Source organism: Streptococcus sp. 27098_8_75, assembly GCF_041432475.1.
Lineage (GTDB): Bacteria > Bacillota > Bacilli > Lactobacillales > Streptococcaceae > Streptococcus > Streptococcus gordonii.
On the sequence record NZ_JAPVZR010000001.1, the window covers coordinates 398048 to 412025 of the forward strand.

13 protein-coding genes are annotated in these 13978 nt (G+C 44.6%); 5 read left to right on the plus strand and 8 right to left on the minus strand.

Annotated elements, in window-relative coordinates:
- Positions 1-57: 57 nt before the first annotated feature.
- The 4 genes from O3640_RS01845 to dinB form a co-directional block, all read right to left on the minus strand.
- Entirely contained in the window at positions 58-804 is a 747-nt protein-coding gene (locus O3640_RS01845; protein WP_195321568.1) for a CPBP family intramembrane glutamic endopeptidase, read from the minus strand.
- A 45-nt stretch (positions 805-849) separates the two neighbouring features.
- Positions 850-1644: a CPBP family intramembrane glutamic endopeptidase gene (locus O3640_RS01850; RefSeq protein WP_195321570.1), complete on the minus strand. Its 795-nt coding sequence runs from the start codon at positions 1642-1644 to the stop codon at positions 850-852.
- 318 nt (positions 1645-1962) lie between these two features.
- The gene (locus tag O3640_RS01855; protein ID WP_195321572.1) at positions 1963-2289 is read right to left on the minus strand and encodes a hypothetical protein; all 327 of its coding nucleotides are present in this window, start codon (positions 2287-2289) and stop codon (positions 1963-1965) included.
- A 211-nt stretch (positions 2290-2500) separates the two neighbouring features.
- The gene (dinB, locus tag O3640_RS01860; protein WP_195321582.1) at positions 2501-3565 is read right to left on the minus strand and encodes a DNA polymerase IV; all 1065 of its coding nucleotides are present in this window, start codon (positions 3563-3565) and stop codon (positions 2501-2503) included.
- 249 nt (positions 3566-3814) lie between these two features.
- On the opposite strand from dinB, the gene pflB reads away from it, so the two are divergent.
- From pflB to O3640_RS01885, 5 genes are all read left to right on the plus strand, one after another.
- Positions 3815-6130 carry a formate C-acetyltransferase gene (gene pflB / locus O3640_RS01865; RefSeq protein WP_195321584.1) on the plus strand — a complete coding sequence of 772 codons (2316 nt, stop codon included), beginning with the start codon at positions 3815-3817 and terminating at the stop codon, positions 6128-6130.
- Positions 6131-6267: 137 nt separating this feature from the next.
- Complete coding sequence (locus O3640_RS01870; protein ID WP_195321586.1) at positions 6268-7026, plus strand: threonine/serine exporter family protein; 759 nt, start codon at positions 6268-6270, stop codon at positions 7024-7026.
- Between the two features lie 4 nt (positions 7027-7030).
- A complete protein-coding gene (locus O3640_RS01875; RefSeq protein ID WP_045505394.1) occupies positions 7031-7486 on the plus strand; it encodes a threonine/serine exporter family protein in 456 nt (151 codons plus the stop codon).
- Positions 7487-7673: 187 nt separating this feature from the next.
- Positions 7674-8852, plus strand: coding sequence for a hydroxymethylglutaryl-CoA synthase (locus tag O3640_RS01880; RefSeq protein WP_195321588.1), 1179 nt, complete (start codon positions 7674-7676; stop codon positions 8850-8852).
- Positions 8849-10123, plus strand: a complete 1275-nt coding sequence (locus O3640_RS01885) for a hydroxymethylglutaryl-CoA reductase, degradative (protein ID WP_195321590.1) — start codon at positions 8849-8851, stop codon at positions 10121-10123. The genes O3640_RS01880 and O3640_RS01885 overlap by 4 nt, the downstream gene beginning before the upstream one ends.
- Positions 10124-10158: 35 nt before the next feature.
- Here the strand turns inward: O3640_RS01885 and fni are convergent, their stop codons facing one another.
- From fni to mvk, 4 genes are read right to left on the minus strand one after another with little or no spacing between them, the layout of a single operon-like run.
- The gene (gene fni / locus O3640_RS01890; RefSeq protein WP_141639255.1) at positions 10159-11166 is read right to left on the minus strand and encodes a type 2 isopentenyl-diphosphate Delta-isomerase; all 1008 of its coding nucleotides are present in this window, start codon (positions 11164-11166) and stop codon (positions 10159-10161) included.
- Positions 11147-12166: a phosphomevalonate kinase gene (locus O3640_RS01895; RefSeq protein ID WP_195321592.1), complete on the minus strand. Its 1020-nt coding sequence runs from the start codon at positions 12164-12166 to the stop codon at positions 11147-11149. The genes fni and O3640_RS01895 overlap by 20 nt, the downstream gene beginning before the upstream one ends.
- Positions 12156-13103: a diphosphomevalonate decarboxylase gene (mvaD, locus tag O3640_RS01900; protein ID WP_045772734.1), complete on the minus strand. Its 948-nt coding sequence runs from the start codon at positions 13101-13103 to the stop codon at positions 12156-12158. The genes O3640_RS01895 and mvaD overlap by 11 nt, the downstream gene beginning before the upstream one ends.
- Entirely contained in the window at positions 13085-13963 is an 879-nt protein-coding gene (mvk, locus tag O3640_RS01905) for a mevalonate kinase (RefSeq protein WP_045772733.1), read from the minus strand. The genes mvaD and mvk overlap by 19 nt, the downstream gene beginning before the upstream one ends.
- Positions 13964-13978 lie beyond the last annotated feature (15 nt).

Consider the following 13978-nt stretch of genomic DNA (forward strand, 5'->3'; position numbering starts at 1 on the left):
TAATATAGCTTTATTCTATCAAAAAAGCCAGGGAAATACAAAATCATAAAAATATCTTTAAGCCTTGTCTTGCTGATCCCTTTGATACCAAAGATAGATACTGTAAGCCGCCATCAAGATATAACCTAGGAAAAAGAGCGGATTTTCCGTTCCCTTGCCTACAAAGATGCCTTCACCAATGGTATTGATGGCCCCGTGGAAAAGAACACAGTAAAGGATGGACTGACTGACCTTGTAAAGAGCCGCCAGCCAGAAACGGGCGAGCAGGCAGGCGGCAGTAAAGACTAGAAAAGAAGTCCCTACCTGACTGCTACCGGGGGTAAAGAAGAGGGGCAGATGCCAGACAGCCCAGATTAACCCAGTTGTTACAGTTGCCAAAGGGAAGGGCAGGATCTTCTCCAGACTTGGCTGCAGGAAGCCCTGCCAGCCAATCTCTTCATTGCCTCCTGTCAGAAGAGTCGTCATGAGAAAAAGCAGAGCAATCCTGAGGGGGCTAAAACCAGGCAGGAGCGGGCTCCAAAAGACTATGGAAAGGGTATAAAGAATTGTCAAAATCAAGAGAAGGACCCAAGTCCTTTTTCGGGCCGATCCGATAGAAGCCAAGAGCTCCTTGAACGATTTTCCTAAGACCAGTTTGGCTCCAATGGCCGGGCCAAAAACACCAGCGATGGTTAGGACCTGGGAAATAATAGGAATCCTCAGGAAAGCCGAAGCCAGCCAGGATCCCCAGCTAATACAAAAGGTCCAAGCTAAGTAAGGCCAAATATGCTTGGGTTCTGGCCCAACATGTGTTTGTGTGTTCATACGATAACTCCTTTTTCTTTGGCAGAAGAGCGATTGCCAAGATTTTTAGCTTGCATCTTTCTCAGCCCCTTTCCGGTTGCCCTTCCAATACCACCAGCCGACCAGCAGTGCGGTCATGACCAGATTAGCAGCCTGGAAGCTGAGATACCTTCCGCCATTTGTAGCACTGCCGACAATCGTCGCCTGAGCAAAGTTAATGCAGCCGTGAAAGACCATGCAGGCAAAGACAGAGGCCGTCTGCTTGTAGAGAACCGCCAGACAGAAACTGAGCAAGATACCAAAGGAGAGATAGAAGGGCAAAGAAACCTGACTTTGACTCGTTCCCGGAATCAGCCAGAGGGGCAGATGCCAGGCCACCCAGACCAGAGCCGTGATGACAGTTGCCAGAGGGAAGGAGAATTTTTTCTCCAGAGCCGGCTGCAGGAGGCCCCGCCAGCCCAGTTCTTCATTCCCTCCCCCAGCAAAGGTGACAAAGGTCCAGCCCAGAGGAAACATCAGAACGGCATTCAGAGGTGGCAGGGCTGGATTGGCGATAAAAAGGGTCAAAACCCGAACCAGACAGAAGGCCAGCATATAAATCCACCAACCCTTAGCATGAGAAAAGATAAAGTCCAGCATCTTCTTAGGATGAGAAATTTTGAGGCTGATAAAAGTTCCCAAGGACGGTCCGAAGCCACCGATGAGAAGGAAAGCAAAGCCCAAAGGCTCAGCCCCGCTGGTCAGCTTCAGGGCGGCTAAAATATACAGAATCAGCCAGGATCCCCAGCTAATACCAAAGGTCCAAGCTAAGAAAGGCCAAATATGCTTGGGTTCTGGCTCTACATGTGTTTGTTTGTTCATACGATAACTCCTTATCAAATGTAGAATAGTGAAAAGTCATCCGAAAACTGGACAAAGGCATCCTTTACTTTCAGTTTTTCAGATGATTGCCTGTTTTGAAACGCAGATTTTTAAAATCCGACCATTCGGTTTGTTTTATTATAAAAAATAAAGACCTGCGCCAAATAGAAAACGTAGTCTTTTAGTCCTTGCCTAAAATAAAAAGCAAAGATAGACTAAATAATGCTAAAAGCTATGTCAGCACCGTCTAGCTACTGCCTGCTGCTTTTAGTTTCTAAGTTGTCCTGACTCTGATGCTTAAGACAAACCATTGCTCTGCTACTTGCTCCTTTCTTTATTTTGCAATCGCCGAATTTGCCAGAGATTGGAGGCAAGGCTCAGACTGCCTACTGCCATAATACCCAGTCCTCGCCAAGGGCTAAAGACAGAAGTCAGCAAGCCACCAGCAAGGACAGCATATCCAGCTTTGACTCCCCACTTAGAATAGCGTATGAGATTCTCATCCTGTGTTATCTTTTCTAGCCACACCTTACGTTTTTCTGCCTGCTGCTGCAAAAACTCTTTCTGACCTTCCCGCTGCCGATCCAGCTCCTGATTCAACTTGAGAATGTGCTCGCTTGTTTTTTCTACTACAGATTTCTTCATTTCTGCTCCTTTCTTTTTAAAAACCGACCGGACGGTTTTTATTTTATAAACTCAGTATAACAGATACAGAAAACTTTGTCCAGTATTTTTTCAAAAAAGATTATTTTTGCTCAATGAAAATCATCAGCCAACTTAGAAACTCGACACAAGCAACTCTCTCATACTAAAAACAATATATAAAAAAGCCTGGTAATGAACCAAGCCTTTATCTTTATTCAAACCCCGTTACTGTCAAACCTAGCAGACGAATACCTCGTGGTTGCTCTTCCAAGCTATCGTAAATCTCATGAGCCGTTCGCTCGATTTGCTCCTTGTCTTGAGTGGCTAGATTCAAACTTTTCCTTTTAGTCAAGGTGGAGAAATCGGCATAGCGGATTTTCAGAACGATGGTTCGTCCTTTCTTATCATGCTTAGTCAGGCTATTTTCTACCTTCTGAGCCAGCAAGGTCAGCTCCTTCTTGATGTCCTCCTCACTATAGAGTAGTTTGGCATAGGTCCGCTCCTTCCCGATTGACTTACGAATGCGATTGGACTTGACCGGGCTATTGCTGATGCCACGCGCTTTCCGGTAGAGGTCAAAACCAAAGCGACCAAACTTATCAATCAGGGTCATTTCTGGTATCTTAAGCAGATCTGCACCAGTATAAACGCCCATTTCATGCAGTTTTTCAACGCTCTTCTTACCAACTCCATGAAACTTGGCAATGTCCATAGGCGCCAGAAAGGCCTCAGCCTCTTCGGGTAGAATGACAGTCAGGCCATGAGGCTTCTCATAGTCACTGGCAATCTTGGCCAGAAACTTATTATAAGAAACACCTGCCGAAGCCGTCAGTTGCAGCTCATTCCAGATATCGTGCTGAATCAGCTTGGCTATTTTGACTGCAGATTTAATCCCAAGCTTGTTTTCCGTTACATCCAGATAAGCCTCGTCGATGCTCATTGGCTCAATCAAGTCCGTATAACGTTTGAAAATCTCTCGGATCTGCAAACCGACCGTCTGATATTTTTCGTAATTTCCCGAAATAAAAATCCCTTGTGGACATCGTTCGTATGCTTCCTTGGAGCTCATAGCAGAATGGACGCCAAACTTTCGTGCTTCATAGTTACAAGTAGAGACGACGCCACGACCACCTGTCAAACGAGGATCGCTACCGATGATGACCGGATGTCCCTTTAGCTTAGGATTATCCCTGACTTCGACAGCAGCAAAAAAGGCATCCATGTCAATATGAATGATTTTTCTTGATGTGTCATTAATTAATGGAAAAATCAACATTCTAGTCGCCTCTTATTCTTGTTTTCCAATTCTAGTATAACCTTTTTCTCATTTTTGCCCAACTATTTGCTGAGAAATTTCTCTCATCCATCTATATAGTACACTTTTTAGAATTTTAGATAACTGTATTATAAAAGAAAAGGCTTACATATCCCGAAAACACTTTGTGTAAACGATTACTCTGTGTTATACTTTAACTATACAAATGTAACAGATGCTTGTTACTAGAAAGAAAAAGAGGAATTTAACATGGTTGTTAAAACTGTTGTCGAAGCACAAGATATTTTTGACAAGGCTTGGGAAGGCTTCAAAGGTGAAGATTGGAAAGAAAAAGCAAGTATTTCACGCTTTGTTCAGGCTAACTACACTCCTTACGATGGTGATGAAAGCTTCTTAGCAGGTCCAACTGAACGTTCTCTTCATATTAAAAAGATTGTTGAAGAGACAAAGGCTCACTATGAAGCAACTCGTTTCCCAATGGACACTCGTCCAGCTTCTATTGCAGGTATCCCAGCTGGCTACATCGACAAAGATAACGAACTAATCTATGGTATCCAAAACGACGAACTCTTCAAATTAAACTTCATGCCAAAAGGTGGTATCCGTATGGCTGAAACAACTTTGAAGGAAAATGGTTATGAACCAGATCCAGCTGTTCACGAAATCTTTACTAAGTACGTGACAACAGTTAACGATGGTATCTTCCGTGCTTACACTTCAAACATTCGTCGTGCTCGCCACGCTCACACAGTTACTGGTCTTCCAGATGCATACTCTCGTGGACGTATCATCGGAGTTTATGCTCGTCTTGCTCTTTATGGAGCTGACTACTTGATGGCTGAAAAAGTAAACGACTGGAATGCTTTGACAGAAATCGACGAAGAAACAATTCGTCTTCGCGAAGAAATCAACTTGCAATACCAAGCACTTGGTGAAGTTGTTAAATTAGGTGATCTTTACGGAGTTGATGTTCGCCGTCCTGCTTTCGATACTAAAGAAGCTATCCAATGGACAAACATCGCCTTCATGGCAGTTTGCCGTGTTATCAACGGTGCCGCAACTTCTCTTGGACGTGTACCAATCGTTCTTGACGTCTTTGCAGAACGTGACCTTGCTCGTGGCACTTACACTGAAAGCGAAATCCAAGAATTTATCGATGACTTCGTTTTAAAACTTCGTACTGTTAAATTTGCTCGTACAAAAGCTTACGACCAACTCTATTCTGGTGACCCAACCTTCATCACTACTTCTATGGCAGGTATGGGTAACGATGGTCGTCACCGTGTTACTAAGATGGACTACCGTTTCTTGAATACACTTGACAACATCGGTAACTCACCTGAACCAAACTTGACAGTTCTTTGGACTGACAAATTACCTTACAACTTCCGTCGCTACTGTATGCACATGAGCCACAAACACTCTTCTATCCAATACGAAGGTGTGACAACAATGGCTAAAGACGGATATGGTGAAATGAGCTGTATCTCATGTTGTGTATCTCCACTTGACCCAGAAAATGAAGAACAACGCCACAACATCCAGTACTTCGGTGCTCGTGTAAACGTTCTGAAAGCTCTTCTTACAGGTCTCAACGGTGGTTACGACGATGTGCATAAAGACTACAAAGTATTTGACATCGAGCCTATCCGCGACGAAGTTCTTGAATTTGAATCAGTTAAAGCGAACTTTGAAAAATCACTTGACTGGTTGACTGACACTTACGTAGATGCTTTGAACATCATCCACTACATGACTGACAAGTATAACTACGAAGCTGTTCAAATGGCCTTCTTGCCTACTCACCAACGTGCGAACATGGGATTTGGTATCTGTGGATTTGCTAACACTGTTGATACATTGTCAGCTATCAAGTACGCTACAGTTAAACCAATCCGTGACGAAAATGGATACATCTACGATTACGAAACAATCGGTGAATACCCACGTTGGGGTGAAGATGATCCTCGTTCAAATGAATTGGCTGAATGGTTGGTTGAAGCTTACACAACTCGTTTGCGTAGCCATAAACTTTACAAGAACGCTGAAGCTACAGTATCACTCTTGACAATCACATCTAACGTTGCTTACTCTAAACAAACTGGTAACTCACCAGTCCACAAAGGAGTATACCTCAACGAAGACGGTACTGTGAACTTGTCTAAACTTGAGTTCTTCTCACCAGGTGCTAATCCATCTAACAAAGCAAAAGGTGGCTGGTTGCAAAACTTGAACTCACTTGCTAGCTTGGACTTCAGTTACGCAGCTGACGGTATCTCATTGACAACTCAAGTATCACCTCGTGCGCTTGGTAAAACTCATGACGAACAAGTAGACAACTTGGTAACAATCCTTGATGGTTACTTTGAAAATGGTGGACAACACGTTAACTTGAACGTTATGGACTTGAAGGACGTTTACGACAAGATTATGTCTGGTGAAGACGTTATCGTTCGTATTTCTGGTTACTGTGTAAATACTAAGTACCTCACTCCAGAGCAAAAAACTGAATTGACTCAACGTGTATTCCACGAAGTTCTTTCAATGGATGATGCTTTGAGCTAATAAGTCATTAAATTAAACTATAAAGGAAGATTGGTTTATTTCCAGTCTTCTTTTTTGATTTTACATGGAATTTTTATGAAGAAGCTTCTGAATTTTGCTATAATAGAAGAAAGTTTAGAAACACTTGGAAAGAGATTATGGAAGAGTCAAAAGAATTTAATCTAACCGTAGATGTCATCATGCTAGCTGGCACCCTCTTATTGCAAAGTGGATCCGAAATCTACCGAGTTGAAGATACCATGATTCGGATCGCTCATTCGCAGGGGATTATCGATTGCAATGCTCTAGCAATGCCAGTAGCGATTTTCTTCTCAGTCGAGAATACGAATTTCTCTCGTATGAAACGTATTGTGCATTCAAATTATAATATTGAGAAGGTCTGTGATGTCAACCAAGTCTCCCGTCAGTTGACCAGTGGTCAATTAAACTTGCAAGAGGCTTACGATGAACTCTTGCGTCTCAAAAACAAACGTCTGCCTTACAACAAGAAACAATTGACCATTGCAGCTACGCTCAGTGCCCCATTTTTTTCCATCATGTTCGGAGGAAATTTTTACGATGCACTTGGCGCTGCTGTGGCAACCTTCTTTGGCTTTACCTTTTCACTTTACGCTGAGAAGTATGTACGAATTCCTTTTGTTACAGCCTTTGCAGGTGCCTTTGTTTTTGGTTTGTTAGCACAGGCTTGGGCCCGTTACTCTGGTTTTAACTCAACTGCAGACTTGATTATAGCAGGCTCTGTCATGCCTTTTGTCCCTGGGATTGCCCTGACTAATGCGGTCCGTGACATCATGACCAACCACATTAACTCGGGAATGAGTAAACTTTTTGAATCTCTTCTCATTACCCTAGCTCTTGGTGCGGGTACTTCCGTTGCCCTTGTATTAATGAAATAGAACTATGACAATACTAACATTTTTCCTCCAAGCTCTTGCAAGTTTGTTGGCTATTATCACTTTTCTTATCGTCTTAAATGTCCAACGCAGAATGCTAATTCCAGCTGGCCTACTGGGGATGTCTATCTGGCTTCTTTATTTACTTTTAAAAGGCCCGACCAATGTTATCGTAGCCACCTTTGTAGCTGCTATCGTCGGATCTTGCTGTAGCCAAATTATGAGTGTTATTTATAAAACTCCTGCAGTTGTATTCATCCTGTCAATTCTGGCCCCCTTAGTCCCTGGCTACCTCTCCTATCGAACAACCGCATTCTTTGTAACTGGTGATTATAGTAAGGCCATGGTTAATGCCACCTTAGTCGTCATATTGGCCCTAGTTATTTCGATTGGAATGGCCAGTGGTACAGTTGCGTTAAAACTTTTTAAGTATATTCAAAAAAGAAAGCACGTTCATTATTAAAGTAATTATAAACGCTAAACAAATTTGATGTTTCTGATTAAATCTTAGTAAAAATAGGTTTTTCACTAAGATGTTTTAAGTCCCCTGTCTTTGTTCGACAGGGCTTTTTTATCAGTTTTATTTTGAATTATGGTAAAATAGATGTTGAAATACTCTTGATAATCATATCAAGATATGAGGTTTTAATATGAAAATAGGAATTGATAAAATTGGATTTGCAACCTCCAATTATGTCTTGAAATTAAACGATTTAGCAGCTGCCCGTGCTACCGATCCAGAAAAACTAAGCAAGGGACTCCTGCTTAAAGAACTCAGCATTGCTCCTCTGACAGAAGATATTATCACCTTAGGAGCTGCAGCTGCAGATCCCATTTTGACAAGTGAAGACAAAGAGAAGATTGACATGGTCATTGTAGCTACGGAGTCAAGCATTGATCAGAGTAAGGCAGCGGCCGTTTTTATTCATGGCCTTTTGGCGATCCAGCCTTTTGCCCGGAGTTTTGAGATTAAAGAAGCCTGTTATGGTGCTACTGCTGCACTTGACTACGCCAAACTCCATATCGAAAAATATCCAGATAGCAAGGTCCTCGTTATTGCCAGTGATATTGCCAAATATGGTATTAATACTCCTGGTGAACCAACTCAGGGAGCGGGAGCTATTGCAATGTTGATAAGCAAGGATCCTCGCATCTTAATTTTCAATGAAGACAATGTCGCACAAACTCGCGACGTTATGGATTTTTGGCGTCCAAATTACTCGACAACTCCTTATGTAAATGGACTCTACTCTACCCAACAATACTTGGATTGTTTAAAAACGACTTGGGACGAGTACCAAAAGCGTCACAAGCTTTCTCTCAAAGATTTTGCAGCCTACTGCTTCCATCTTCCTTATCCAAAACTTGCCCTTAAAGGTCTCAATAAAATCATGGATAAAAGCCTGCCTCAAGAGCAACAAGATCAGCTTAAGGAAAACTTTGAAAAATCAATCCTCTATAGCCAAAAAGTCGGAAATATTTACACAGGTTCGCTTTTTCTAGGCCTTTTGTCCCTCTTAGAAAACTCAGACAATCTTAAGGCCGGTGACAAAATTGCTCTCTTTAGTTATGGCAGTGGTGCTGTAGCAGAAATTTTCAGCGCTTCCTTAGTTCCAGGCTATGAAAAACAGCTGTCACGGACACGTCTGGAGGAACTAGACCAGCGTCAAGCTCTTTCTGTTGAAGAATACGAGCATATCTTTTTTGCAGAAGCCGAGCTGGATGCGGAGGGCAATGCCAGCTTCTCTGGCTATGAGGAACAAAGCTTTGCTCTGGCGGAAATTGCAGAGCATCAGCGTAAGTACATTAAAGTTGAGAAATCATCATGAAAATAAACTGGACTGGATTTTCCAAAAAAACTCCTGCTGAACGGCTACAGATGCTGAAAGAAAAGGAACTTTTACAAGATGAACATTGGCAGCTGCTAAACAGTCAGCAGACTTTGCCTTTGGAAACAGCCAACCAGATGAGTGAAAATGTGCTGGCAACTCTAGCCCTACCCTACTCTCTGGTGCCAGACTTTCTGGTGGATGGTAAGACCTATCAAGTTCCATTTGTGACAGAAGAGCCATCTGTGGTAGCAGCGGCTAGCTTTGCCGCTAAGATTATCAAACGTTCAGGCGGATTTGAAACTGAAGTTCACAAACGCCAGATGATTGGGCAAATCGCCCTCTATCAGGTTGATAATGCAGACCAAGCCATCAAAGGTGTTCTCAGGAAAAAGAAAGAGTTGCTGGAGCAGGCCAACCAAGCCTATCCATCGATTGTGGCTCGTGGTGGTGGTGCTAGAGATCTTTGGCTGGAACAAAAGGAAGACTTCCTCATTTTTTATCTATCTGTGGATACGCAGGAAGCTATGGGAGCCAATATGCTCAACACCATGCTAGAGGCTCTCACTCTCCCTCTGGAAGAGCTGACTGGTGGTAAAAGTCTGATGGCTATCCTGTCAAACTATGCAACAGATAGCCTCGTAACAGTCCGCTGTGTCATCGACTATCGCTTTCTCAGCCGGGATAAGGCTGAGGCGGAACTTCTTGCGGATAAGATGCAGCTGGCTAGCAAGCTAGCCCAGGTCGACCCTTACCGAGCAGCTACCCACAATAAAGGCATCTTTAATGGTATTGATGCTTTGGTGATAGCTACTGGAAATGACTGGAGGGCTATAGAAGCTGGCGTTCATGCCTATGCCAGCCGAGAAGGAAGCTACCGCGGTCTCTCTACTTGGACTGCGGACCCAGACAAACGCCAGCTTCATGGCCAGATGACCCTGCCCATGCCCATTGCAACTAAGGGAGGCTCCATCGGCCTCAATCCCGCAGTGGCAGCTAGCTTTGACTTGCTGGGGCAGCCTCAGGCTAAGGAATTGGCATCCCTCATCGTATCGGTTGGATTGGCGCAAAATTTCGCTGCCCTCAAAGCCCTGGTCAGCACTGGCATCCAAGCCGGACACATGAAATTGCAAGCCAAATCTTTAGCATTGCAAGCTGGAGCCCAGGACGAAGAAATTGCTGCTGTAGTCCGTCGCTTAACAGCCAAGAAGACTTTCAACCTCGCTGCTGCTCAGGAAATACTAGCTGACTTACGAAAACAGGACAAGTAAAAAGGCCTTGACGGCCTTTTTTGTATGTCTTTATGCTATTTAATCTGTTCCTGAGCTTCTTTCAGTCGCCCATAGAGTAGATAGGGTACATTCTTTAGTTCTTGCAAGTTTCGGCAGGACAGGGCACACATGATGAGGCGCAAATCCGATTTCCAGCCTTCTACAATATCAATTACCTCTTCCACTGAGTGATTTTCCACCAAATCCAGCATGGTACGAGAGAGGCCAACTGCCTTAGCTCCTAAGACAAGGGCTTTGATCATATCCAAAGGATGGCGGACACCTCCACTAGCCAAGAGTTCGACCTCATCGCGCAATGGCTGCAGAGCCAACAGGCTCTGCAGAGTAGATTGTCCCCAATCATTGAGGTAGTCACGATTGCCACCCCGCTGATTTTCAATATAGGCAAAGCTAGTACCACCACGGCCAGAAATATCAAAAGTCTGAATCCCCAAGGAGCGCGCTTCTTCGACAGTAGAGCGATCCATGCCAAAGCCAACTTCTTTAAGAATTAGGGGAAGATCCAGTCGCTGACTATAATCCGTCAAGTGCTGGCGCCAAGAACGAAACTCCCGCTCACCCTCTGGCATCAGTAATTCCTGCATGAGATTGACATGGACCTGCAAAAAGAGGGGTTGCAAATCAGCTATCGCCTGCTGGGCGGCTTGATAAGGCTTGTCCAAGCCGATATTGGTAGCCAGCAATAAATTAGGCCGACCAGCCGCCACCCGATAGGAAGAATCAGAAGGATTTTTCAAGGCTGCGCTGTAAGAGCCAGTCACAAAAAGAAGGCCACAACTTTCAGCTACTTGAGCCAGTTTCTCATTGATTTGACCGCCTTTTTGGCTGCCGCCAGTCATGGCATTGATATAAAAAGGAAAGTCCCAGTCACGACCAGCAAAGTGAGTAGATAGGTCAATCTCCGCCAAATCATACTTGGGCAGAGAACGGTGAACCAGTTCCATTTCATCAAAACTGTTGTAACCCGGACGCTGCTCTAAGGCGTATTTGATATGGTCGTCCTTACGATTCTGGCTCATCATGGCCCATCCTTTCTCTGTATAATAGCTCAATGCCAGCTGCTTGCCAGGCTTGAATCAATTTCTTACTAGATGCAGCATCAAAGCTGAGAGCAATCCCGCAGTCGCCACCACCGGCACCGCTGCTCTTAGCCACACAATTTAGTCCCTCTGCCACTTCTTTTAAGACTTTCAGCCTGTCTGTATAAATAGCTGGGCTGAGCCTTTCTAATAGCTGGCTAGCCTTTTTCAAACTAGACTGAATAGCAAGTTTCTCTCCTGCTAATAAAGCCTTCTCCAAAGTATCAACCTGCGTCCTACTGCCTGTCAAAAAAGACTCTGAAATAGCTGACTTGACCTGATTGACCAAGTCCTTAGAAATCGCCGGCTGCTTGGTCCAGCCAACTAGAAAATCCATGGCTAAGCGAGGCTTAATACTACGAATTTCAAAACCCCAATCCTCTGCTAGTAATTGCTGTAAATCAACTTTGCCCATACGCTTACGGATCAGTTCTCTATCAAAAGACCGGTAGTAAATCAGGTCTTCATAAGCAATGCAGGCTAGATCTCCCATGGAGCCATTGTCTCCGTGCTTGAGGAGAACGTAAGAAGCCAGCTTAAAGAGTAGCTCTGACTCTAAGTCCAGCTCATAAAGGGCTGCTATGGCCTTGAGAGTCAGCATAACCACACTACCACTGGAGCCAATCCCAAACTTCTTACCGTCTCTTTCCATCTTGCCACTAATCTTCAGTGAAAAAGGCTGAAGTTGGTAGCCTAAGGTAAGCAAATAAGTGTTCATAACTGCTATCGTATCCTGAATCAAGGCATAATCAGGGTCTGGCTCTAGATTAGCGCTGTGTTCAAACATATCTGATGTCAAGCGATAGTCAGGCGCTGCCTGGATTTCTCCCGTCATATAGATTGGGATGGCCTTGATAATGGCTGGCTGACCGGCCGTTAGCACTGCATATTCACCCGCCAGATAGAGCTTACCGCAGGTTTGGACTCTTGCACTAGCTTTCATTTGACAAGTCCTTTGTTTTGGAGACGATAAGTCGGTAGTCCTTCTCAAATATAGCAGCCAGATGGTCTAGGTCTTCCTCCAAGCAGAGGACCTTGACATTGGGCCCCGCGTCCATGGTAAAGTAGCAACGCTCGCCCTGCTCCCGCAGCTTTCTGACAGCATCCATAGCTTGATAAGACCCCTCTGTCAGATAAGAAAACGGCGGATAAGCCTTTTCTGTTGTAGCATGCATCCGAAGAGCATTTTCTTCTGTCAGCTGACCAACCTTGGCAAAATCATTGTCCTGCAAATAGCCTAGCATGGCCTGATAATCCAAAGCAGACTGGGCAATCCAATCTGGGAAAATGGTGGAAGTTTTAGCACAGAGCTCCATACCGTCACGGCTGGAAATGGGCTTTTTCTCATCGTGCAGAACCAACATAATCATGGCTAGTTTCAAATCCGTCTTGACTGGATAAATGGCCCCACTGTCCTTATCCCAGGCCGCTAGCGGACCAAAGAAAGACCGAGCAGACGACCCTGAAGCAAACTTGGCCAGCTGAGCCAGCTCTTGCGTCTGATAGCCCGTCTGAAAATAAGCATTGCAGGCCTTGACTAGGGCAGACAGACCGCTGGAGCTGGAAGATAGACCTGCTGCTGTCGGCATATTATTGCTGGTATCAACGCGGACAAAACCATCTTCTGGAGAGCGGAAACGGTCAATAATCTTACTGATTTTGGCATGTTCTGCCGGGCTTTGCAGCTGACCGTCAATATAAAACTCATCTCCAGTCGCTGAGTCCGGTAAAGGACTCAGCTGCGTCTCGGTATACATATTTTCCAGTGTCAGAGAAATACTACTGGTAGACGGAATCATCTTTTCTGCATCTTTCTTTCCCCAATATTTAACAATTGCAATATTGGCATAGGATTTGACACTTACAGGCTTTCGATCCATGTGTTAATGGCCCCTTTCTCTCTCAATAAGGCGGCTAAAGCCTCGGCCTGGCTTCTTTCTCCTACAAGAGCGATGACACAGCCGCCCAGACCACCGCCGCTCATTTTAGCTCCCAAAGCTCCGTTTTCAAGAGCTGCCGCTACTAGCTCATCCGCTTTCTGGCAAGACACTCCTAACTTGGCTAGCTTCTCATGAGCCTTGGTCATAGCTTGTCCCATCGTCATCAGGTCCTTGATAGAAATAGCCTTCTCAAGGATTTTCGTTAAATTGCCTAATTCCTGCAACAAGGGCAGAGCCTTTTGACCCTGACTTTCTACAGCACGGATGGCTTCGCGAGTATGACCATGAATACCTGTATCTGCAATCAATAAAAAGGTATCCAGATCCAATTCAATTTCACTGAAACCAAAGTTGCGGATGAATTTGATAGCTACGTCACTAAGGCAGGTCTTGGCATCAAGGCCGCTGGGATTCATATGGGCAATCATCTCTGCCCGATTGGCTAGAATCTCCAGGGTTTGGTCATCCAGCTCTTCTTCAAAGTAGTCAAAAACAGCCCGAATAGCTGCAATACTAACCGCAGCCGATGAGCCCATCCCTCTCTTTTCAGGAACCATAGACTCCACCTGACAGCGAATCTTAGCCCCTTGCCGACCGAGATGTTCTAGACAGGCAAAAACAGCCATAGACAGTGTATCCTCAGCGTAGAGGGTCCAGGCCCGCTCAGACGGAAAGACCCGGCAGGTTACTTCGATATGGTTGAGTGGCAAGGAAATAGCTGGATAGCCATAGACTACCGAATGCTCCCCCATCAAAATAATTTTACTGTGTGCTTTTCCAACACCAATTTCTTTTGTCATGATCTTTCCCTATAT